This is a genomic window from Bradyrhizobium sp. 190 (genome assembly GCF_023073415.1).
GTDB lineage: Bacteria > Pseudomonadota > Alphaproteobacteria > Rhizobiales > Xanthobacteraceae > Bradyrhizobium.
Genome location: NZ_JADPJL010000060.1, coordinates 253461 through 276850 on the forward strand (window position 1 = coordinate 253461; position 23390 = coordinate 276850).

The window sequence follows — 23390 nt, forward strand, 5'->3', positions numbered from 1 at the left end:
GGAGCATTAATGAAGCTTGTTTCCTCTCGCCGACAACGGTCGGGTTACCGGGTCGCCATTGCCTGACAAGACCTGAGCCGCGCCGCCGATGCCGCGCCGGAAAGCTTCATCGAATGTGACGCCACGAATTTGCCAGCGGTGCGTCCGGCCGGCCCAATCGATCTGCCACTGCGTGGTCCAGCCGAGCTGCCGATCATCCCAGACCAGTCGCCCGGTCAGAACGGCCTCCGCGTCCTGCTCGGCTGCAACAGGCGCAAGCGCCGACAACGGCGTCGTCCCGAGCGTCTCGCCGGTGATGTTCGATTTCGCCAATGCCGCCGCGCTGGGCAGCACGACAAGCACGCCGCGCTTGTCGGCCGCGGCGAGCAACGCGTCGCGCTGCAGGTCGGACTGGGTTCCATCCAACGTCACGACGTAGTTCCTTGGGCCCTGCTCCATCGCGACAAAGACCGCAAGCACCGGACGGTGCGAAAGCCAGGGCTTGAGGCCGAACGCCCGAAGGATGTCGTTGATCTTGCTCTCCTCAAAATCGACAGTCAGGTCGTAGGGCCGATCGCGGGTGCCCTGCTCGTCACGAATGGGCTTACCTGCAAACTGATCGCGATAGCTGAATGTCGTGACGAGATCTTTTGCCTTCGATTTGTAGGTTGCCAATCGCCGATCACCGGCGAGTTTCTGTGCGCCGGATGCCTTGATGAGGACGTCCTCCAGACAGGCGGCAAAGCCAAGGATGCGGTTAACCTCGCCCTGCCCGGTCACAGTGACCTTCGTACGATAAAGATCGCCGGCAGCAGCCGCCACGGCACACCCACACCAGGTCAGGGCTACTGCCACAAATATTCCGACAATCGCGCAGTTCGCGCCACGGCCAATCAGGATGGACCAGTGTCTTGTCCTATGCAGATCGGCCATGATGATACCTCCGCGGTTCCGCTCACGCCTCTTGCGAGGTTCTTAAACCGGCGCCTCAACCGGCGCACCGGTCGGGTTCGCGTCCTGCGCACCCGTCAGTGAAATCAGGGGCTTATTGCGTCGTGCTTACAGCCTGCAATCTTGAATCATCGATCCCAACTCACCGCAAATCTCGTCGCGGCGCAGCATGCAAAATGAGACTACCTGTCAAGTTGCGACAGGTGAAGTTGCGCGCGCCGGCCCAGTCATCAGCTAGTTTTCACCCGGCGATCCATTCCGGCTCACGATGGGCAACCGGCCATCAACGGCATGGCGATTTTGGAACGACCTAAAAACTGGCGATACAAGGGAGGGGTTCGATGTTTAGAAGCTGTGCGGGACTGGTCGCGCTAAGCAGCCTTTTGCTTTCTGGCGCCGCCATAGCCCAAGAGAAGATCAAGGTCGGCGTCACCGCGACGCTCGAAGGCACCTACACGGTGCTCGGCGAAGACGGAATCCGCGGCCATCAGACCGCGATCAATACGCTCGGCAAGAAGGTCGGCGACAAGGAAATCGAATTCATCATCGCATCAACCGATGCCACGCCCGACTCCGCCATTCGCGCCGTGCGCAAACTGATCGAGCAGGACAAGGTCCAGATCCTGCTCTCGCCGCTGTCCGGCGACGAAGGCATCGCGGTCAAGAATTTTGCCAAGACGCGCCCCGAGCTGACCTTCGTGAACGCCGCTTCCGGCGCGCAGGAAACCACTTATGTCGACCCGGCGCCGAACTTCTACCGCTACAACATGGATGGCGCCCAGTGGCAGGTCGGCCTCGGCAAATACGCTTACGAAACCAAGGGCTACAAAAAGATCGCAACCGTAGGCGACGACTATTCGTTCATCTACACCCAGGTGTTCGGACTTGTGCTGGAGTTCTGTGGCGCCGGCGGGCAGGTCACGAACCGACAATGGGTGCCGCTCGGCACCAAGGACTTTGCCTCCGTTATTGCCGCCCTGCCCGACGACGTCGATGCGATCTATCTCGGCCTTGGCGGCGCCGACGCCGTCAATTTCCTAAACCAGTATCAGCAGGCCGGCGGCAAGGCCCACCTCATGGGCGGCTCGATCATGGTCGACCAAACCATCCTCTCCGCCAAAGGCAACGCCAAGAATGCGCTGATCGGCACCATCGCAGCCAGTGGCCAAGCCGATACCTGGGAGGATCCAGGCTGGCAGAAGTTCGTGAAAGCCTATCAGGATGCCTTCCCGCCGAACAAGCGGTTCCCGAGCCCGTCGCTGCTCGCCACCAACTACTACAACTCGACGATGGCGCTGATCCTCGCACTGCGTCAGGCCAACGGCGATCTCAGCAACAACCAGGCAAAGCTGAGGGAAGCCCTCGCCAAGATCGAGCTCGACGCGCCCAACGGCAAGATCAAGCTCGACTCCAACCGCCAGGCCATCGGAACCAACTTCGTCACCGAAGTGGTGGATGACGGCAAGGGCGCGTTGTTCAGCAAGGTCGTGAAGGTGATCCCGAATGTGAACCAGACCTTGGGCTACGACCCCGCGGTATTCGCCAAGATCGGGGTGCCGAGCCGAACGGTTCCGGAGTGCAAGAAGTATTGAGTTCTTCGCATTTGCGAACGGGCCCCGGTCACGCGCCGGGGCCCGGGCTGGACGTGATCTTCCCTTGCATTCCCGCGGCGGATGTTGAACGCTGGTTGAAAAGACAAGAACATCCCGCGGGAGGGAAGGCATGAGCAAGGCTCTCGCCGTCTTCCACGGCCGGTTCGGTCGCGCGACGGTCTATCAGTTGAACCGCCCCTTCAACATGCACGCGCATCGCGAAGGGCATCTGATTTTTCATGTCGGTGGAACGCCAGCCCGCATTGATGTGTGCGATGAGCGATGGCTGCTCACAGAAGACTCCATTGTTGCCGTCAACCCTTGGGAACCACACAATTTTGTCCCGACGGATATGGAAAACGGCGCGATCTTCTTCGTCCTTTACGTCAACGCCGAATGGTTCGCTCCCGATGCGGCGCGGGCCCACAGCCTGCGGTTCGGCCGCACCTGCTTCAAGCGTACGGTTCCCCTCGACAAACATATTCGGCGAACCGCAGCGCTGGTCTGCGGCGCGCCTTCGCTAAGCAGCCTCGATTGCGAACTGAGGCAGTTGATCGACGGTTGCTATGAGGAGAGCTGGCAGACGCCCGAACCGGTGCAGGAGACGCGCACCGCCGCCGCGGTCACCGACTTTCGCGTCCGCAAATCCATCAAGCTGATGTCCGAAAGCCCGGGCGCCGAGATCGAGCTGGATTCGATCGCGCGGGCGTCGGGGCTATCGCGTCCGCACTTCTACCGGCTGTTCCGCACCCAGACCGGCGTCACCCCGAACCTCTATCTCAATACACTCATCATGGAACAGGCGCTCGACGCCCTGGTCGCGACCGAAGTGCCGATCGCCGATATCGGCTTCGATCTCGGCTTCTCCTCCCAGAGCGGTTTCACGCGCTTCTTCGCCGCCAATGTCGGGATGGCGCCGACCGAATACCGCCGCGCCGCCAAAGTCTTGCGCCCCTGAGCGCACCGGGCGCGAAAAGATACTGACAATCAAGTGCAGGGTTTGCGGCGCCGTTAGGATGTCCAGAAAACGCGAGCCGAAACGGCCGCGAGCGTCTGGGAGGACGGCATGGCGACGGCCGGGCTGCTACCGTGACAAGATTCATCGAACGCCATCCGGCATGGGCGCTGATCCTGCTGATCGCGGTCGCGGTGATGCTGTGGCTGGTCCTTGCCGTGTGGCCACCCGGCCTCGAAGAGGCGATCGGCAGGAAGCGGGTCTTTCTCAACGCCGTCTTCAACGGCATCACGCTCGGCAGCCTCTATTTCCTGGTGGCCAGCGGCTTCACCCTGATTTTCGGCCTGATGCGCAACGTCAATCTGGCGCATGGTTCGCTCTATCTGTTCGGCGGCTACATCGGTTACGCCATCAGTACCTGGACCGGCTCATGGGTGCTCGGCTTCATCGTCGCGTTCATCGGCGTGGCGCTGGTCGGGGTAGTCCTGCAAATCGTCGTCTTCCGCCGCATGGAGGGCGAGGATTTGCGCCAGACCATGGTCACGATCGGGCTCTCGATCGTGTTTGCGGATCTGATGCTGTGGGTATTCGGCGGCGATTTCTATCAGATCCAGACCCCGAACTGGCTGGTTGGCCCGATCGAATTGCCGCTGGTCACAGCGGTCAAATCGTCGGGCGAGGCAGTCTATCTGCGATACCCGATGGTGCGGCTCGTGATCTTCGTCGCTGCAGTGGTGATCGGCATCGCGATGTGGCTGGCGCTCAATCGAACCCGCGTCGGGATGATGGTGCGCGCCGGCGTCGATGACCGCGACATGCTCGCCGCGACCGGCGTGCCGATCCAGCTCGTCTTCGTTGCCGTGTTCGCGCTCGGCGCCGGGCTTGCCGGCATCGCGGGCGTCGTCGGCGGAACCTTTCAGTCGATTTCGCCCGGCGAGGATACCCGCTTTCTGCTGGCTTCCCTCGTCGTCGTCATTGTCGGCGGCATGGGATCGATCCCGGGCGCGGCGCTGGGCGCCGTCATCATCGGCCTCGCCGAGCAGCTTGGCTCCGTCTACATCCCGACCTACGCGATCGTGGTGACCTTCCTCATCATGGTGCTGGTGCTGGCGCTGCGGCCGCAGGGCCTCCTGGCGAGGCGCTGACATGTCGCTGGTCCAGGGCGCGCATCCTCAGACCACACAACCGGCAGAACGGGCGCGCGCGGCGTTGCTGGCATGGCCGGAATTCAACAAGCCGGCTGTCTGGCTGGTGGCGGTGATCCTCTTGATCATGCCGTTCATCGCCAGCGGCTTCTTCCTGATCGAGATCTTCGCCACGACGCTGATCCTGGGGACCATCGCGCTCAGCCTGATGTTCCTGGCGGGCTATGGCGGCATGGTCAGCCTGATGCAGCTCACCGTCGCCGGCTTTGCCGCCTACATGGTCGCGGTCTTCGGCATGAGCGCCAACACCAATATCAGCCTCGGCTGGCCGTGGTGGCTGGCAACGCCGATGGCGCTGGTGCTCGCGACCGCCTTCGGCACGCTCGGCGGCGCACTCGCGGTGCGCACCGAAGGCATCTACACCATCATGATCACGCTCGCGATCGGTGCGGCGTTCTACTATTTCACCAATCAGAACTGGGCGATCTTCGGCGGCCACACCGGCATCAACACCATCGCCACGCCGAAATTCTGGGGCGTCGACTGGCGCTCCGACGTCCCCTACTATTACGTCACGCTGGGCGTCGCGGCGTTTTGCTATTTCGCCGTTCAATATGTCTCGCGCGCGCCGTTCGGCCTGGCGCTGCAGGGCGTGCGCGACAATCCCCGCCGCATGGCGGCGCTCGGCTTCAATGTCAACGCGCACCGCGTGGCGGCCTACGCCTTCGCATCCTTCATCGCCGCGCTCGGCGGCGTGCTGCAGGTCTGGAACTACCGGCAGATCTCGCCCGGCTCGGTCAGCGTCGGCGCCTGCATCGATATCCTGATTATCGCCGTGGTCGGCGGCATCACCCGCCCCATCGGTCCCTTCATCGGCGCATTCATCTTCGTCATCCTGCGCACCTTCGCGCTCGATCTCCTGGTCAAGTTCGGGCTCGACGGCAATCGCTTCCGCTTGCTGATCGGCCTCGGCTTTCTCGCCATCGTGTTCTGGTCGTCGGACGGCGTGATCGGACTCTGGGAGCGATGGCGCCGCCGCGCAACGGCTACCGACAAACGCCCGGGCGGAGGCCACGGCCATGGATAGCGCCGCGCCACGCTTCTCGGCCGTCGGCGCAGGCGCCGCGCTGGAACTGCGCGGCGTGACGCGGCTGTTCGGCGCGCTCGCGGCGCTGACCGACGTCACCATCACGGTCCGCCCGGGGGAACGCCGCGCCGTGCTCGGCTCCAACGGCGCCGGCAAGACCACGCTGTTCAATTGCGTGACCGGCGACTTTCCGCCTTCGTCAGGCACCATCCGCTTCTTCGGCGAGGACATCACCCACTTCCCGCCTTACGAGCGGATCAGGCGTGGCCTGCGCCGCAACTACCAGATTTCAGCACTGTTCCCCGGCCTCACGGTGAGGGACAATGTCTACCTCGCCTGCCGCGGCGTTTCCCGCGGACGATTTTCTCCGCTGCGCCCGGGCGCGAACGACGCCCTCATGCATGCAGCCGAAGCGCTGATCCAGGCGGTGCATCTGACGCCGGTCAGGGAACAATTGGTCGCGCAACTCGCGCATGGCCAGCAGCGGCAGCTCGAGATCGCGCTCGCACTCGCCGGCGCCCCGCGCTTCATCCTGTTCGACGAGCCGGCCGCGGGCCTCTCCCCCACCGAGCGGCGCGAGCTGATCGAAATCCTGACCTCCCTGCCCGCTCACATCGGCTACATCATCATCGAGCACGACATGGATGTCGCGCTGCGCGTCGTCGAGAGCGTCACGATGATGCACAACGGCCGCGTCTTCAAGGAAGGCCTGCCGCACGAGATCGAAGCCGACCCCGAGGTCCAGGAACTGTATCTGGGGGCCGGCCATGGTTGAGGTCCGCCGCTCCGCACCCGCCCTCGAAGTCAGGGGCCTCGACGTCTATTACGGCCATTCCCATGCCCTGCAGGGCGTCGACCTGACGCTGGATTCAGGCGTGTTCTCGGTGGTCGGCCGCAACGGCATGGGCAAGACCACCCTGTGCAAGACCATCATGGGCCTGTTGCGGGCGAGCGGCGGCTCGGTTCGCGTGCGCGGCGAGGACATCACCCGCCTCAGCCCGGCGCGGATCGCGCGGATCGGCGTCGGCTATGTTCCGCAGGGACGCCGGCTATGGCGCTCGCTCAGCGTCGCCGAGCATTTGAGCCTCGCCGCCGGAATGCGGCGCGGCGCCTGGACCATCGATCGCATCTACGAGACATTTCCCCGCCTGGCCGAACGCAAGGACCATGGCGGTGGCCAGCTCTCGGGCGGCGAACAGCAGATGCTGGCGATCTCGCGCGCGCTTCTCACCAACCCGCAGCTGCTCATCATGGACGAGCCGACCGAAGGGCTCGCGCCTGTTATCGTCGCGCAGGTCGAGGAAATGCTGGTAAGTCTCGGCGAAGACGGCGATATGTCGGTGCTCGTGATCGAGCAGAACATCGGCGTCGCCACCGCGATCTCGAAGAACGTCGCGATCATGGTCAACGGCCGGATCAACCGGATCATCGACTCCGCGCGCCTTGCGGCCGACCGCGAGCTACAGCAACGTCTGCTTGGTGTTGGAGTCGTTGGCGTCCACGCTGGGCCGGAAGCGGACATCGAAACCGCCGATGCAAGCGCCGAAGCACGTCCCGCGCCGTCGCGCACCGCAAGCACAGCGCCAGTCCGGATCTACATCTCCAATCCCACGCTGCCGACGCGCTGGTCGCAGCCAGCGCCGATTGCGCGGATCGAAGCCGCAGCGCGCACGCTGTCGGCAGGCGTTACGCGCATCGAAGACGCTGCCCGGCAAAAGCGCCAGGTCGGCGCAGGCGCGCAAACCGCATCCGGGCTCCCCGTCGTCCTCATCGCCGGCACGCTCGATACCAAGGGCGAGGAGCTGCGCTTCATTCGCGACGTGATCGCCGGACAGGGCTTGCGGACGCGCCTGGTCGACGTATCAACCAGCGGCAAGCTCTCCACCTGCGACGTCTCCGCCCAGGAAATCGCGCTCAACCACGGACGCGGTGGGTCGAGCGTGTTCGGCTCCGACCGCGGCGTGTCGGTGACGGCGATGGCGGACGCGTTCGCCAACTGGCTGCGCCGCCAGGGCAATGTCGCGGGCATCATTTCGGCGGGCGGCTCCGGCGGTGCCTCACTGGTCGCGCCCGCCATGCGCACCCTTCCCGTCGGCGTGCCGAAGCTCATCATCTCTTCCGTCGCGTCGGGTGATGTCGGCCCCTATGTGGGGCCTGCCGATATCACGATGATGTATTCGGTCACCGACGTGCAGGGGCTCAACTCGATCTCGCGCGCCGTGCTCGCCAACGGCGCCAATGCCATCGCCGGCATGGTGAAGGCGCGTCTGGACAATCAAGCCAAAACCGAACGGAGCGCACCGGCCGATCTGCCGGCGATCGGCATCACCATGTTCGGCGTGACGACGCCGGCCGTGCAGAAGATCGCGGCCGACCTGCGCAACGATTTCGAATGTCTGGTCTTCCACGCCACCGGCGTCGGCGGCCGCTCGATGGAAAAACTGGTCGATTCCGGAATGCTCGCCGCCGTCATCGATCTCACGACGACAGAGGTCTGCGATCTCCTGATGGGCGGCGTATTTCCGGCGACCGACGACCGCTTTGGCGCGATCATCCGCAGCCGCCTGCCCTTCATCGGCTCTGCCGGCGCGCTGGACATGGTCAATTTCGGCGCGCCCGACACCATTCCCGAGCGCTATCGCCAGCGCAAATTCCACGTTCACAATCCGGAGGTGACCTTGATGCGCACCACGCCGGAGGAGAACGAGCGCATCGGGCGCTGGATCGGAGACAAGCTCAACCGGATGGACGGGCCGGTGCGCTTCTTCCTCCCGGAAGGCGGCATTTCCGCGCTCGATGCGCCGGGCCAGCCATTCTGGGATCCGGAGGCTGACGCGGCGCTCTTCACCGCACTGGAACGCAGCGTGCGCCAGACCAGCAACCGCCAGCTCATCCGCGTCAAGCGCCACATCAACGAACCCGAATTTGCATCCGCCATCGTCAACGCGCTCCGTCCTCTGGTCGGACGCCCGGGGACCCGTCGGAAAGTCGCGAGGTGACCATGGCGAAGTTCGAACGTTCAGCCATCCTGAAGAAGTTTCGCAACATGGCCGCCAAGGGCGAGCCGATCGTCGGCGGCGGCGCCGGCACTGGTCTTTCCGCCAAATGCGAGGAAGCCGGCGGCGTCGACCTCATCGTCATCTACAATTCCGGCCGCTACCGCATGGCGGGACGCGGCTCGCTCGCCGGACTGATGCCCTATGGCGATGCCAACGCGATCGTGGTGGAAATGGCCGGCGAAGTGCTCCCGGTCGTCACGAAGACGCCGGTGCTGGCCGGCGTCAACGGGACCGACCCGTTCCGCGACATGGACCTTTTCCTGGACCAGTTGAAGACGCTTGGCTTTGCCGGCGTACAGAACTTTCCGACCGTCGGACTGATTGACGGCGTATTTCGCGCCAATCTCGAGGAAACCGGCATGTCCTACGCGCTGGAGATCGACATGATCGCCAAGGCGCATGACAAGGACATGCTGACGACGCCCTATGTATTCAGCGAAAGCCAGGCCACGGCCATGGCCATCGCGGGCGCGGACATTATTGTCTGCCACCTCGGCCTGACCACCGGCGGCGCAATTGGCGCGCACACCGCATTAAAACTCGAAGACTGCCCGGAACAGATCGACACCTGGGCGGCAGCGGCGCTCTGCGTCAATCCGGACATACTGGTGCTGGCCCATGGCGGTCCCATCGCCGAGCCTGATGATGCCGACTTCATCATGAAACACACGCGCAAGTGCCACGGCTTCTACGGCGCCTCCTCGATGGAGCGCCTGCCGGTGGAGCGGGCGCTCACGGAACAGGTTCGTAAATTCAAGGCGATCGGCGCGCGATAACGCCGGGAGCAAAGGGAGGAAGAGATGTCGGGGACTCTGGTTGGCGAATTGATCCTCTGGCTGATCATAGCGATCGTCGTGATCGCCATCGTCGTCTACATCGTGAACTGGCTCTACCACCGCTCGTCGAAGGAAGTGTCCTTCGTCCGAACCGGTCTGCTCGGTGAACGCGTCGTGATCAACGGCGGCGCCTTCGTGCTGCCGTTCATCCACGACTACACGCCCGTCAACATGAACGTGCTGCCGATGGGGATCGTGCGGGCCAAACATGACGCCGTGATCACCCGCGACCGCATGCGTATAGACATCGAGGCCGATTTTTACGTTCGCGTGCAGGCAACCCGCGAGGCGGTCGCGATTGCGGCAGCCACGCTCGGACGGCGCACGCTGGAGCCCGAGCAACTGCACGCCCTGCTCTCCGGCAAGTTCGTCTCCGCCATCCGATCGGTCGCTGCCGAAATGACCATGGAGCAGATGCACGAGCAGCGCGGCGAATACGTCACCCGGCTCAAGGCTGCCGCCGCCGAGGCGCTCGCCCAGAACGGACTCGAGCTCGAATCCGTCGCCATCACCGATCTCGACCAGACCGACCTCGAATATTTCAATCCGTCGAACCGGTTCGATGCCGAAGGTCTCACCCGCCTGATGGAGGACATCGAGGCCAAGCGCAAGCTGCGCAACGACATCGAACAGGATTCGATGATCAAGATCCGCACCCGCAACCTCGATGCCGAGCGCCAGGCGCTGGAGATCGAGCGCGAGAGCGAGACCGCCCGCCTTGAACAGGAACGCGACATCGAGATGCGTCGCGCGCTGCAGCGCACCGAGGTGGCGCGCGAACGCGCGCTCCGCGAGACTGAAGCCGAACAGGCGCAGATTTCCGCCCGCGAAACAATTGAGAAGGCGCGGATCGCCAACGAACAGTCGATCGCCGAAGCCCGCATCTCCTCCGAACGCGAGACCCGTCACCGCGAGATCGAGCGCACGCGCGCGGTAGAAGAAAAGGAACTGCTGGCGCGCGAGGATATCGAAAAGGCCAAGATCGCCAATCAGCGCGCGGTCGATACCGCGCGTATCGCCTCGGAGCGTGAAGTGCGGCAGCGCGACATCGAGCGCACGCGGTCGGTCGAGGAAGCCGAGATCACGGCACGCGAGGCGGTCGAGAAGGCGCGCATCCAGCAGGATCGCTCCATCACGGATGCGCGGATCGCCAACGAGGAAGAAACCCGCCGGCGCGAGATCGAACGGACGCGTGCGGTCGAGGAAGCCGAAATCGCGGCGCGCGAGGCGACCGAGAAGGCCCGGATCGCCCAGACCACGATCGTCAACGTCGAACGTATCGCTTCCGACGAGCGTACCCGGTCGCTGGAAATTGCGCAGGTCCGCACCATTCAGGAAGCGGAGATCGAGGCACAGAAGGCGGTGGAAGCCGCGCGGATCGCACGCGAACGGACGCTGGCGGCCGAGCGGATCGGCGCCGAGCACTCTACGCGCAAACTGGAAATCGAGCGCAACCAGGCGCTCGAAGTCGCCGGGATCACCGCCCGCGAGGCGACGGAAGCCTCACGTATTGCCCAGGAAGAGCGCGTTCGCTCGCTCGAAATCGCGCGCAACCGCACGATCGAGGAGGCCGACATCGCCTCGCGCGAAGCCATCGAGGCCGCGCGCATTGCCCAGGAGAAGGTGATCGCCGCCCAGCGTATCCGGGCCGAGAAGGAAACCAGGGGGCTCGAGATCGATCGCACCGAATCGATCGAGGCCGCCGAACTCAAGCGGCGCGATGCGATCGAACGGCGGCGCGTCGAGGTCGAACTGGCGCTGGAGGCCGAGCGTATCGCCTCTTCGAAGACCCGCGAAGTGCTCAATATCGACCAGAAGAGGGCGGTCGAGATCGCCGACGAGGAGCGCGTGATCGCGCTCGCCGCGAAGCGCTCCGAACGGATCGATGCCGACCGCCAGGTCAAGCAGGCCGAGATCATCGCGCGCAAGGAAGTCGAGACCACAGATGTCTCGCGCGAGCAGGCGCTCGAGGCTGCGCGGCTCGCCCGCCGTCGCGCGATCGAACAGCTCGAGGTCGGCCGCGTCCAGGCGCTGCAGGAAGCCGAGATCGCCTCCCGCGAGGAAGTCGAACGGGCCCGCATCGCCTCCGACCGCGGCCTCGACGAAGCGAGGGTCGGCCGCGAGCGCGATCTGCGCAAGCTGGAGGTCAATCGCGAGAAGGAGGTCGAAACGGCGCTGATGGAAAAGGCCATCGCTCTCTATCAGAAGTCTCTCGAGGAATCGGCCGCCAAGGTGGCAGCCGAGGATGCGCGCGCAGGGGCGACCGAGGCGGCCGAACGCGTCGTCACCGCCCGCGACAGCGAGATCGCCAAGCGCCAGAAGACCATCGAGGTGCTGCTGGCGGAGAAGCGAGCCGAGGAGACGAAGATCGCGGCCGACGCCGAGCGCGTGCGTGCCGCCGTCGAAGCCGAGGCGCAGCGCCTCCTCAACGAAGCCGAGAACGTGCTCACCGACCAGGCGCGCTACTCGCTGTTCCGCCGCAAGCTGCTCGACCGTATCGAGGGTATCGTGCGAGAGAGCGTCAAGCCGATGGAGAAGATAGAGGGCATCCGGATTCTCAGTGTGGACGGCCTCAACGGCGGCGGCGGTGGCGGCAATGGCGGCCGCAGCGCCACCGACGAGGTGATCGACTCGGCGCTGCGCTACCGGGTGCAGGCGCCGCTGATCGACTCGATCCTCGCCGATATCGGCGTCGAGGGCGGGAGCCTTGCCAAGATGCCCGGCCTCATTCGCGAGGCGCGCGACATGCAGGGCATCAAGGAATCCACGCGCAAGGGCGGTCCGAGCAGGCCCGACGCGCCGCCTGCCCCCGACGCCTCGGGCGCGCCCGCCGCCGAACGCGGACCGCGCAAGAAAGGTTAAGAGCACGCCATGGCCCGCGTCTACGTCTCCACCGTCGTCAATGCCCGCAACGACCGCGTCTGGGCACGCGTGCGCGACTTCAACGGCCTGCCCAACTGGCATCCGGCGATTGCGGAGAGCCGCATCGAGGGCGGCGAGCCCGCCGACAAGATCGGATGCGTGCGCGACTTTCGCCTGCGCAACGGCGACCGCATCCGCGAAAAGCTGCTCGGGCTCTCCGACTACGACATGTTCTGCACCTACTCCATCCTGGAGTCGCCCATGGGGGTGGAGAACTACGTGGCGACGCTCCGGCTGACGCCGGTGACCGACGGCGACCAGACCTTTCTCGAATGGACCGCCGAGTTCGACTGTGCACCCGAGCGCGAGAACGAACTCGTCAACAATATCGGAACTGGCGTGTTTCAGGGCGGCTTTGATGCGCTCAAGCGCGCCTTCGGAGGCTAGCGTGCCGCATATTGTCAAAAGCACGATCCTCGACGCGCCGACCGGCGCGGTCTGGAATGTGCTGCGCGATTTCAACGGCCACGACCGCTGGCATCCCGCGGTGGCGATCAGCACGATCGAGCGCGCGCAGGCGTCGGACAAGATCGGCTGTATCAGACGCTTCAAGCTGCAGGATGGCTCGGAGTTGCGCGAACAATTGCTGGCGCTGTCCGACCTCGAACAGACCTTCAGCTATTGCCTGCTCGATACGCCGATCCCGATGTTCAACTATGTCGCCCATGTCCGCCTGCTGCCGGTCACCGACGGCGACCGCACCTTCTGGCACTGGGAATCCAGGTTCACCACGCGGCCCGAGGATGCCGCGGGTCTTACGCAAATGGTCGGGGAACAAATCTATCAAGCCGGCTTCGAGGCCATTCGCCGGCACCTGAAGGGGGCCGCATGAACGCGGAGACGAAACCATGCCCGTCACGGTGAAGACATTCGCAAGTTTTGGCGAGGCGGCGTCGGCATTGTCGTCCGACCGCAGCGCGCGCTATCTCGGCGGCGGCACGCTTGTCATGCGCGCCCTCAACGAGGGCGATATCTCGATTTCGACCGTCGTGCGCGCGACCGATCAGGCGCTGACGCGCGTCGATGTCGCGAGTTCGCGTATCACACTCGGCGCCGGCGTCACCTTCGCAAGAATTCTGGCCGAACGCGATCTGGCATTTCTGCACGCACCTGCGCGCTCGATCGGCGGGCCGGCGGTGCGCAACATGGGCACGGTGGGAGGCAATTTGTTTGCGCCCACGCCCTATGGCGACTTTACCGTTGCGCTGCTGGCCCTCGACGCGACCGTCTCCGTCCAGGGCGGACTGGGCGCCCGCGACATGGCAATCGAGGAATTTTTGCAATCCCGCGAACGCCAGAGCGGCGCGCTGGTGCTGGCCGTCTCCTGCCAGCGGCCCGCAAGCGCCGACGCCTTCCGCTATCGCAAGATCGCCCGGATCAAGCCGAAAGGCGGCTCGGTGATTACGCTGGCCGCGCATCTGCCTTCGAGCGGCGGCCGCATAGCGGGAGCGCGCATCGCGCTCGGCTCGATGGCCGCGACGCAAATTCGCGCAAGGGCCGCCGAACGCGCGCTGGAGGGCCGCCCGCTCGACGACGCCGCAATCAGCGCCGCTGCCGCGGCTGCAACGGAAGGCGTATCGCCTGCCGACAACGCCCTTGGCAGCGCCTGGTATCGCCGCGAGATCGTCGGCGTCCATCTTCGTCGCCTGCTTTCCGGCCTGGAGTAAGCATTCATGACCAAGACCCCGCTCCAGTTTCGTCACAACGGTCGGGACGTCGCCCTGTTCGTGGAGGGCGGCGTCAATCTGCTGGTCGCGCTCCGCGAATCGATCGGCGACATGACGCCGAAATTCGGCTGCGGCCAGGGTGGTTGCGGCGCCTGCAGCGTGTTGATCGACGGCGAACTCCATCTCTCCTGCCTGACGCTGGCGGAAGCCGTGAACGGCCGCTCGATCCAAACGCTCGACGGAGTGAAGGACGGGCCCAATCTGCATCCGCTGCAGCGTGCCTTCATGGAGCAATTCGCGGCCCAGTGCGGCTACTGCACGCCGGGCATGCTGATGGCGGCCAAAGCACTGCTCGATCGCAATCCTTCGCCGACCCGTGCCGAGGTCATTGAGGCAATCTCGGGCAACATCTGCCGCTGCACCGGCTACGAGCCGATCATCAACGCCGTCCTCGCCGCCGCCACGAGCGGACGCGCCCGCGCCTGAAGGAAACGACCATGCTGGAACTGCGCAAGGACATCTTCGCCGACGAGCGCGACGATAATCTGAAGGAAATCGGAAAGGGCACGCAGCGCCAGGACATGCTCGGCCATGTCACCGGCACCTCGACCTATTTCGACGACCACAAGCTGCAGGGCATGCTGCATCTCAAGGTGCTGCGCAGCCCGCACGCCCACGCCCGCCTGCGCCGCATCGACACGACGGAAGCGGAACGCGCGCCCGGCGTTCGGCGCATCATTCGCGGCGTCGACGTGCCGATCAATCTCAACACGCTCCTCAGCCTTATCAACTTCGGCAAGGACGACGAGCCGTCGCTGGCAGTCGACAAGGTCCGCTACAAGGGCGAGCCGATCGTCGCTGTTGTCGCCGACAGTCCGCGGGAAGCCTTTGAGGCGATAGCGAAAGTGCGGATCGATTACGAACCGCTGCCCGCGGTGTTCGACGTCGAGGAGGCACTTAAGCCGGGCGCGCCCGTCGTCAACGACGTCTATCCCAAGAACACGTTTGTCTATCACGACGTCTACGATCATCAGAAGCTACGCTTCGGCGACGTCGAACGCGGTTTCGCCGAGGCCGATCACGTCCTCGAACAGCGCTACCAGATGTCGCCGATCGAGCACGCGCCGACCGAAACCAACGGCTCGATCGCAGCCCCCGACACCAACGGCCGCTATGTCGTCTACACCTCGACGCAGGCGCTGTTCTTCTCGCTCGATACCTGCGCCAAGATTCTCGACGTGCCCTCGAACACCTTCCACTTCATCGGCGGGACTGTCGGCGGCGGTTTCGGCGGCAAGGTGGACACGCTCACCGAGCCGCTCGCCGTTCTCGGCGCGATGCTGACCGGGCGCCCGGTGCGCTATCAGCTCGGCCGCGAAGAGGAGATGCAGTTCGGCTCTCCGCGCGGCGCCGAGCGCATCTACATCAAGGACGGCGTGATGCGCGACGGCCGCATCGTCGCGCGCAAGATCCGCGCCTATTTCGACAGCGGCGCCTATACCCGGCTTTCAAGTTACGCCGTGGTCAAATGCGTCGCCCACCTGCCCGGCCCCTACACGATCCCGAACGTCCATGGCGACGTCTACTGCGTGTTCACCAACCGCACGCCGGCGACCGCCATGCGCGGCTTCGGCGTCACCGCGATGGACTTTGCGCTCGAATGCCAGATGGACAAGCTGGCGCATCTCGTCGGCATTGATCCCCTGGAGTTCCGCATCCTCAACGCCTATCGCGACGGCGACATGAAGGCGCACCGGCGCGAGGCAAAAAACACCGCGCTGATCGAGTGCGTCCAGGTCGCCGCCGAAAAGGCCAAGTGGCCGCTTCGCGAAGAGGTGAAGCGGATGTCGTCGCGCACGGACGGCGGCGGCAGCCGCGCCGCCATCTCGCCGACGCCGCGCGAGCAGGTCCCGCAACGCGCAGCAGCTTCGCAGCAGCGGACCACCTACGATCGCGCGCCCGCTGCAACCATCCAGCCACCGCCTCCCGCGCCGACACCGCCCGCCCCTCCCCCGAGGCCGCAGGCTCCGTCGCCGTCGCACGGCGCCACCCGCTTTTCTTCCGTCTTCGGCACCAGGAGGCGCTGACCATGGCAAAGCATCGCGGACGCGGCATCGCCTCGATCAACTATCCTATCGGCATGAACCTCGGCGGCGACCCCAGCCAGGCGCTGGTTCATTCCAACCCCAGCGGAAAATTCACGGTGTCGCTGTCGTCAATCGATCTCGGCCAGGGCATGAAATCGGTGACGCGGCAGATCTGCGCAGAGACGCTCGGCGTTCCCGTCGAAGACGTCTATGTCGATACCGCGGATTCCGATACAGGGCCGCATTGCATGGGCTCGTTCGCCTCACGCGGCACGCACCGCGTCGGCAACGCCGTCATGGCGGCCGCCAAGGAAGCGCGCGGCGTCATGATGGAGGCCGCCGCCGAGGAACTGGAGGTCAACGCCGCCGACCTTGATACCGACGGACGCGGCAATATCCACGTCAAGGGCGCGCCGCATCGCTCGATCTCCACCAAGGACGTCGCCATCGCCGCGCAGTTCAAGCAAGGCAAGACGATATCGGGGCGCGGCATCTTTCTGGTGCCGTTGTCCGAAGTAAATCCCGAGACCGGCGAGATGTCGCCCGCCACCTGCTATGCGCACGCCTGCCTGGTCGCCGAGGTCGAGGTCGACGACGAGACCGGCGAGGTCGCGATGGTGCGCATGGACAGTGCGTACGAACTCGGCCGCGCGCTCAATCCGCGGCTCGTAGAGCAACAACTCGTCGGCGGCGCGTGGATGGGAATCAGCCACACGCTGTTTGAAACACCCGAGCCCTATTATCCCGATCCGGTGCACGGCCCGCGCGACTTCGTCGAATATCTGATGCCCGGTCCCGGAGACATCTGCCCGCATGATATCGCGGTGCTCGAACGCCCAGCGGCCGATGGACCGTTCGGCGCCAAGGGCCCCGGCGAGATGTGCGCCAATCCCGTGCTGCCCGCGGTGGCCAACGCCATCTTCAATGCGGTCGGTGTGCGGATGGATGAACTGCCGATCACGCCGGAAAAAGTCTTGCGGGCAATCAAGGCCCAGGGCGGCGCGCGGCCGCAGGCGCGGCGCTGAGGCAGAACATGACGGTCCGTGGCAACATCGTCGGCATCGACAGCCCGGAGGCACTCGAGCGGGCGTTGCGGACGGCCTATTACCTTGCCGACGACGGCCTCGCGACGGCCGCCTATCTTGGACTTGCGCTCGGCAAGCCCCTGCTGTTGGAAGGCGCGCCGGGTGTCGGCAAGACCGAGGCTGCAAAAGCCATCGCCGCGGTGCTCGGCCGCCGCCTGATCCGCCTGCAATGCTACGAGGGCATCGACGCATCAGCCGCGCTCTATGAGTGGAACTATCCGCGCCAGATGCTCGCCATCCGCCAGGCCGGCGAAGAAAGCATCGACATCTATGGCGAGACTTTTCTGATCGAGCGGCCAATGCTCGCGTCCTTGCGAGCGCCCGACTCCACCGTCCTGCTGATCGACGAAATCGACCGCGCCGACCAGGAGTTCGAGGCGTTCCTGCTCGAATTCCTTTCTGATTTCCAGATTTCGATTCCCGAGCGCGGCACGGTGCGCGCGGCAGAGCGCCCCGTCGTCGTGCTGACCTCGAACCGTACCCGCGACCTGCACGAGGCGTTGCGCCGCCGCTGCGTCTACCACTGGATCGATTATCCCACTGCCGAGCGCGAGGCGCGCATCGTGATGATGCGGGCGTCGAGCGTCGCCGAAGCAACCGCGCGCGCCGTCGTCGCCGCCGTCGGGAAGTTGCGGCGCGAGCCGCTGAGCAAGGCGCCGGGAATTGCCGAAGCCGTGGACTGGGCCGAAGCGGCCACGCTGCTGCACGAGCGCGGCGCCCGCTGGCCGGATGCCTTCAAGCGCTCGATCGGCGTTGCGCTGAAGGACGAGGAAGATCTCACCTTTATCTCCGGCCGGCTCGACGCCCTGCTCGCGGAGGCCGCAGCGTGAGCGACGAACTGCAATTGCCGCGCGCGGTTCATGTCTTCGTGTCCTTTGTCGCACTGCTGCGCGTTAACGGTTTCGCCGTGGCGCCGGAACAGACGACCGCGTTTCTGGCGGCGATCGAGCTACTCGGCCCACGCAGCATGGAAGCCATCCGCCTCGCGGGATTGGCGACGCTCGCCCCGCCGCCCGAGCGGCGCGCGACCTATGACCGGCTGTTCGACATCCATTTCCTCGGCAGCGAAGCGATCGATCGTGCCGGCGCGGAAGATGAGGAAGTGGTTCGACTGCAGGAGGAAGGACGCGGCGAAGACGAAACGCTGCTGGCCGACGAAGCCAACGAATCAGGACTTGCCGCGGCGCGCGCCGAGGCGTTGGTCGAACGCCGCTTCGCGGCAAGCGCGACCGGCGACGCTTTGCGAAAACTGTCGCGCGAGGCCCCTGCGCGGCTGCCCCGGCGCCGAGGCCACCGCCGCATGCGTGCCCGCCGTGGGCCATGGGCCGACCTGCGCCGCACCCTGCGCGAGAGCGTGCGCAACGACGGCGAAGTGCTGCGGCTTGGACGCCTGAAGCGGCGCGCCCGGCCGCGCAAGATGTTGTTGCTGATCGACGTCTCCGGCTCGATGAAGGGGCGCACCGACGACAATATGAAGCTCGCGCATGCGCTAGCGCACGCGGCTCCCAATGTCGAGGTGTTCACCTTCGGCACCCGCCTCACCCGCGTCACCCGCGCGCTCCGTCTCAAACGCCGCGAACAGGCGCTGTCGGCAGCCGCACATCTGGTCAGCGATTGGGACGGCGGCACCCGCATCGGCGATGCGCTGCAGGCGTTCCTGGCGGTGCCAAGATTCGGCAGCTACGCCCGCGGCGCCGCCGTTATCATTCTCTCCGACGGCCTTGAGCGGGGCGATCCTTCAGCGTTGCGTGATGCCGTCGCAAAATTGTCGCGACGCGCCTGGCGCCTGAGCTGGCTGACTCCGCTCGCCGCCGGTCCCGGCTTTCAGCCGCAGACCGAAGCGCTGATCGCGATCCGCCGCTTCGTGGATGATCTGGTCGACGGCGGGTCTACCGCCGCGATCGTTTCGCATGTGCTCTCGCTTGGACAAAGGAAGGCCGCGTGACCGAACTCGTCGATGCCCATCATCACATCTGGCGTCAGGCCGATCTGCCCTGGCTGAGCGGCCCGATGCAGCCGCGCATCTTCGGCCCCTATGAGCCGATCCGCCGCGACTATCCGATCGAGGAATATCTCGCCGATCTCGCTGGCTCCGGCGTGACGCGCTCGGTCTATGTGCAGACCAACTGGGCCAATGATCGTTTCGAGGACGAAACCGCCTGGGTGCAGGAAACTGCAAAAGACCACGGCTGGCCGCATGCCATCGTTTCCTATGCCGACTTCAACGTCGATGACGTTCGCCCGCAACTGGATCGTCTCGCACGCTATCCGCTGGTGCGCGGCGTGCGCATGCAGTTGCACTGGCACGAAAACCCGCTCTATCGCTTTGCGGCGCGGCCGGACCTCTGCGCCGATCCGAAGATCCGGCGAAACGTCGCCCGGCTCGCCGAGTACGGTTTCAGCTTCGACCTGCAGGTGTTCGCGCCGCAGATGGCCGATGCCGCCGGGCTCGCCGAAGCCTGTCCTGACGTGACCTTCATCCTGCAGCACGCCGGCATGCTGGAAGAGCTTTCGCCACAGGGCCAAGCCGCCTGGCGCGGCGGAATGATGCGGCTTGCGGCGTGCCCTAACGTCGTCTCAAAACTTTCCGGCCTCGGCACCTTCATCCACCGCAACGATCCGGCCCACATCGCCGGCGTCCTCGCCGACACTGTGACGATCTTCGGCGCTGAGCGCTGCCTGTTCGGCTCCAATTTTCCGATCGAGAAGCTCTGGACGACCTATGGCGAACTGATCGACGCCTTTCTCGCCGCGACGGCCTCACTTCGCGCCGACCAACGCGATGCCGTTCTGCGAACGACAGCCTTGCGCGTCTACCGTCTGGGAGCTTGAGCGACGACGGCGCACGCGCAACCGCCAATGAAGAGAATGTGGGAGGGATAATATGCCGCTTGAGATCAAGATTTTGGATTATGGAGATATCGAACTGGAATCGAGCTTTCTCGTGCTCGGCCGCGATTGCGGCCGGACCCGCCGTGTCCTGACGCTGGGCTTTCTGATCGTCGGTGGTCCCTATCCGGTGGTGGTCGACACCGGCTATCGCTCCAACCAGATCATGGAAACGCTGGGCATGCGCGGGCTTCAGTTCCACGAGAACATGATCGAGAACCAGCTCGCGCGCCACGGCGTTCGCATGGGCGACGTCCGCTATGTCTGCCACACCCATCTGCACATCGACCACGCCGGCAAGGACGATTTGTTTCCCATGAACACGACGGTCGTGCTCAATCGCAAAGAGCTGGAATATTCGGTCTCCGGATTGATGCACCCGCAATATCCGGCGCCCGACATCAAGCATTTGATCGACCGCCTGCACACCAAGAGCGCGCTGCGTTTCCTCGATCTCGAAGTGACCGGTCCGATTGAGTTGATGCCGGGTGTCTATTGCGACGCCGCCAATGCCCACACCGAAGGCTCGATGAACATCCACGTCCACACGGTGGACGGCATCGCCACCATCTGCGGCGACGTGATCTACGATTTCAATGATCAGATCGTCACGCCCTTCAACGAGATCCACGATGCCGAACCGCGCACCACAGGCAATCACGGCACCAGCAAGCGCGCCGAAAAGGCGGCGATCAAAAAACTCCTGAGCAACGCGCGCTACCTGCTGCCGGTCCACGACCGGCCGGCCAAGATCGAGGGCGGCATGGTGGTCGGCCGGCTGCATGATCAGGTGCCCGGCCCCGTGGTCCAGAGCCTGCCCCAGCGCAACTGGTTCCCGGCCTGAGCGCTGAAAGGACGGACCGATGACGCATGTCACGCTGCGCCCGGAATTCGAAACGTTGATCGATCCCTATGCGCCGGTCGGCCAGGTCGGGACCGGTTTTGACTTCACGGAGGGGCCGATCTGGCATCCGGTCCATCACTATCTCCTGTTTTCGGATATGCCCGGCGACGTGCGGCGGCGATGGGACGCCAGGCGCGGCGTCGTCGAGGCCAAGCGCCCGTCGAACAAATGCAACGGCATGACTTATGATGCCGAACTCAACCTGATCGTCTGCGAGCATGCCACCTCGTCCCTGATCCGCGAGCACCCCGACGGCCGCCGCGAGGTGATTGCCTCGCATTTCGAGAATCAGGAGCTCAACAGCCCGAACGATGTCTGCGTGCATTCGAGCGGTGCGATCTATTTCAGCGATCCCTGGTACGGCCGCATGCCGGTCTACGGTGTCGAGCGGCCGCGCCAGCTCGGCTTCCAGGGTGTCTACCGCGTCCCGTCAGGCGGCGGCCCGCCAAAACTCGTCGTCGACCGCCATCTGTTCGACCAGCCCAACGGGCTCTGCTTTTCGCCGGACGAACGCCTGCTTTATGTCAACGACACCACGCAGGCACTCATCCGCGTCTTCGACGTCGAGGCCGATGGCTCGCTAGCCAATGCGCGCGTCTTCGCCAGCGGCATACGTTCCGAGCTAGAGCCCGGCCTGCCCGACGGCATGAAGTGCGACCAGCGCGGCAATGTCTGGGTCACGGCGCCCGGCGGCGTCTGGGTCTATTCTCCCGCCGGCGAGGTGATCGGCAAGCTCCGCGTTCCCGAACTCGTCGCCAATCTCGCCTGGGGCGGTGCTGATTTTCGCACGCTCTATCTGACCGCCACCCATTCGGTCTACGCCATCCCGGTCAAGGCCGGACCGCGCCACGAACCCTATATGAGCGGCCGCGCTTCGACCGGCCCCGAGACCGGCTCCGCCGCGCCAGCCTCGCCTCAACTCGCCAGTGGCGACATGCAGCTCGATCCCCGGCGCTGCGCCATGATCATTCAGGATCTGCAGAACGACGTCATCATGGAGGGTGGCGCGTTCGCCGATTCCGGCTCGCCTGCGCACGCGCGCCAGCAGCGGGTGGTCGACAATGTCCGCCGCCTCACTGAGGTGGCGCGGGCGCGCGGCGTCATCATCATCCATGTCTGGTTCATCGTCGAGCCGGGCGCGCCCGGTGTCACGCTCAACGCGCCGCTGTTCGAGGGACTGGTCGATAGCGGCGCGATGGTGCGCGGAAGCTGGGGCGCAGCGCCGGTTTCGGGGCTCGAGCCGCGCGCCGGCGATTTCATCGTCGAGAAAATGCGGATGAGCGCCTGGGAAGGCACAAGGCTGGAGACCATTCTCAAGGCAACCGGCCGCGACATGATCATCAACACCGGCGCCTGGACCAACATGTCGATCGAGCACACCGCCCGCACCGGCGCCGACAAGGGCTACTTCATGATCGTGCCTGAAGACTGCTGCTCGACCATGAACGCCGACTGGCACAACGCCTCCATCAACTTTGCGATGCAGAACGTCGCCGTCGTCACCAACGCCGATGCGGTCATCAGGGGATTGGGATGAACAGAGCGCGGCCATGCCCAAACTCTTTCACCTGAGCTGCTCGCCGCGCGCGGACTCGGAATCCTCCGCCGGCGCGCGCGTCTTCATTGACCGCTTCCGCGAGGCACGGCCGGACTGGGACATCGACGTGATGAACCTGTGGCGGGATCACCTGCCGGAATTCGAGGGTTATGTGCTGGAGGCCAAATATGCCCGCATCGGCGGACGGGCGTTTACGGATTCGCAGCGCGATGCCTTTGCAGTCACCGAGCGCATCGCGCTCCGCTTCGCGCTCGCCGACCGCGTGCTGATTTCGACGCCGATGTGGAATTTTGGCATTCCCTACAAGCTGAAACAATGGATCGACGTCATCACACAGCCCGGGCTGGCGTTCCGCTACGATCCGGCGCAAGGCTATCTGCCGCTGTTCAAGGACCGGCCGACGGTCGTGATCCTGGCAAGCGGCAGCGACTTCATCACCGGCATGAATCGCGGCCGCATCGATATGGCGACCCCCTATCTGCGCGAGGCGCTCCGCTTCATCGGCGTCAGCGACGTGCGTTTCGTGCCGATCGGACCTACCACCGGGCCGCTCGAACCGATCCGCACCGCACGCGAAGGCGCGCATCGGCGGCTGGCCGAGATGGCCGCGCGATTCTGATCCACAGGCTTGGCGGAACCGGAACATTTGCGGCTATATTGCGCTTACCCGGCTG

The 23390-nt window shown here is 64.9% G+C and carries 21 protein-coding genes; 20 read left to right on the forward strand and 1 reads right to left on the reverse strand.

What is annotated here, in order from left to right:
• Window positions 1–6: 6 nt before the first annotated feature.
• Window positions 7–912 carry a DUF2066 domain-containing protein gene (locus tag IVB22_RS28455; RefSeq protein ID WP_247520482.1) on the reverse strand — a complete coding sequence of 302 codons (906 nt, stop codon included), beginning with the start codon at window positions 910–912 and terminating at the stop codon, window positions 7–9.
• Between the two features lie 359 nt (window positions 913–1271).
• On the opposite strand from IVB22_RS28455, the gene IVB22_RS28460 reads away from it, so the two are divergent.
• The 20 genes from IVB22_RS28460 to IVB22_RS28555 all read left to right on the forward strand — a co-directional run bounded on the left by IVB22_RS28460 (window position 1272) and on the right by IVB22_RS28555 (window position 23335).
• Window positions 1272–2522, forward strand: a complete 1251-nt coding sequence (locus tag IVB22_RS28460; RefSeq protein WP_247520483.1) for an ABC transporter substrate-binding protein — start codon at window positions 1272–1274, stop codon at window positions 2520–2522.
• Window positions 2523–2652: 130 nt separating this feature from the next.
• The gene (locus IVB22_RS28465) at window positions 2653–3480 is read left to right on the forward strand and encodes an AraC family transcriptional regulator (RefSeq protein ID WP_247520484.1); all 828 of its coding nucleotides are present in this window, start codon (window positions 2653–2655) and stop codon (window positions 3478–3480) included.
• Between the two features lie 131 nt (window positions 3481–3611).
• Window positions 3612–4622 (forward strand): branched-chain amino acid ABC transporter permease, encoded by a 1011-nt coding sequence (locus IVB22_RS28470; RefSeq protein WP_247520485.1) that lies wholly within the window; start codon window positions 3612–3614, stop codon window positions 4620–4622.
• Window position 4623: 1 nt separating this feature from the next.
• A complete protein-coding gene (locus IVB22_RS28475) occupies window positions 4624–5709 on the forward strand; it encodes a branched-chain amino acid ABC transporter permease (protein ID WP_247520486.1) in 1086 nt (361 codons plus the stop codon).
• A complete protein-coding gene (locus IVB22_RS28480; RefSeq protein ID WP_247520487.1) occupies window positions 5702–6484 on the forward strand; it encodes an ABC transporter ATP-binding protein in 783 nt (260 codons plus the stop codon). Before IVB22_RS28475 ends, IVB22_RS28480 begins: the two co-directional genes overlap by 8 nt.
• Window positions 6477–8708: an ABC transporter permease gene (locus tag IVB22_RS28485; protein WP_247520488.1), complete on the forward strand. Its 2232-nt coding sequence runs from the start codon at window positions 6477–6479 to the stop codon at window positions 8706–8708. The genes IVB22_RS28480 and IVB22_RS28485 overlap by 8 nt, the downstream gene beginning before the upstream one ends.
• Window positions 8709–8710: 2 nt before the next feature.
• On the forward strand, window positions 8711–9544 hold the full coding sequence (locus tag IVB22_RS28490) for a phosphoenolpyruvate hydrolase family protein (protein ID WP_247520489.1): 834 nt from the start codon (window positions 8711–8713) through the stop codon (window positions 9542–9544).
• 24 nt (window positions 9545–9568) lie between these two features.
• Window positions 9569–12466 carry a flotillin family protein gene (locus IVB22_RS28495; RefSeq protein WP_247520490.1) on the forward strand — a complete coding sequence of 966 codons (2898 nt, stop codon included), beginning with the start codon at window positions 9569–9571 and terminating at the stop codon, window positions 12464–12466.
• A 9-nt stretch (window positions 12467–12475) separates the two neighbouring features.
• Entirely contained in the window at window positions 12476–12913 is a 438-nt protein-coding gene (locus tag IVB22_RS28500) for an SRPBCC family protein (RefSeq protein ID WP_247520491.1), read from the forward strand.
• A gap of 1 nt (window position 12914) precedes the next feature.
• Entirely contained in the window at window positions 12915–13358 is a 444-nt protein-coding gene (locus IVB22_RS28505) for an SRPBCC family protein (protein WP_247520492.1), read from the forward strand.
• 16 nt (window positions 13359–13374) lie between these two features.
• A complete protein-coding gene (locus IVB22_RS28510) occupies window positions 13375–14193 on the forward strand; it encodes a xanthine dehydrogenase family protein subunit M (RefSeq protein ID WP_247520493.1) in 819 nt (272 codons plus the stop codon).
• 6 nt (window positions 14194–14199) lie between these two features.
• A complete protein-coding gene (locus IVB22_RS28515) occupies window positions 14200–14679 on the forward strand; it encodes a (2Fe-2S)-binding protein (RefSeq protein ID WP_247520494.1) in 480 nt (159 codons plus the stop codon).
• A gap of 11 nt (window positions 14680–14690) precedes the next feature.
• A complete protein-coding gene (locus tag IVB22_RS28520; RefSeq protein ID WP_247520495.1) occupies window positions 14691–16280 on the forward strand; it encodes a xanthine dehydrogenase family protein molybdopterin-binding subunit in 1590 nt (529 codons plus the stop codon).
• Between the two features lie 2 nt (window positions 16281–16282).
• On the forward strand, window positions 16283–17305 hold the full coding sequence (locus IVB22_RS28525; RefSeq protein ID WP_247520496.1) for a xanthine dehydrogenase family protein molybdopterin-binding subunit: 1023 nt from the start codon (window positions 16283–16285) through the stop codon (window positions 17303–17305).
• 8 nt (window positions 17306–17313) lie between these two features.
• Window positions 17314–18195 (forward strand): MoxR family ATPase, encoded by an 882-nt coding sequence (locus IVB22_RS28530; RefSeq protein WP_247520497.1) that lies wholly within the window; start codon window positions 17314–17316, stop codon window positions 18193–18195.
• A complete protein-coding gene (locus tag IVB22_RS28535; RefSeq protein ID WP_247520498.1) occupies window positions 18192–19310 on the forward strand; it encodes a VWA domain-containing protein in 1119 nt (372 codons plus the stop codon). Before IVB22_RS28530 ends, IVB22_RS28535 begins: the two co-directional genes overlap by 4 nt.
• Complete coding sequence (locus IVB22_RS28540) at window positions 19307–20197, forward strand: amidohydrolase (RefSeq protein ID WP_247520499.1); 891 nt, start codon at window positions 19307–19309, stop codon at window positions 20195–20197. Before IVB22_RS28535 ends, IVB22_RS28540 begins: the two co-directional genes overlap by 4 nt.
• A 52-nt stretch (window positions 20198–20249) precedes the next feature.
• Window positions 20250–21098, forward strand: a complete 849-nt coding sequence (locus IVB22_RS28545) for an MBL fold metallo-hydrolase (RefSeq protein ID WP_247520500.1) — start codon at window positions 20250–20252, stop codon at window positions 21096–21098.
• Window positions 21099–21117: 19 nt separating this feature from the next.
• A complete protein-coding gene (locus IVB22_RS28550) occupies window positions 21118–22695 on the forward strand; it encodes an isochorismatase family protein (protein ID WP_247520501.1) in 1578 nt (525 codons plus the stop codon).
• A 13-nt stretch (window positions 22696–22708) separates the two neighbouring features.
• Window positions 22709–23335 carry an FMN-dependent NADH-azoreductase gene (locus tag IVB22_RS28555; protein ID WP_247520502.1) on the forward strand — a complete coding sequence of 209 codons (627 nt, stop codon included), beginning with the start codon at window positions 22709–22711 and terminating at the stop codon, window positions 23333–23335.
• Window positions 23336–23390 lie beyond the last annotated feature (55 nt).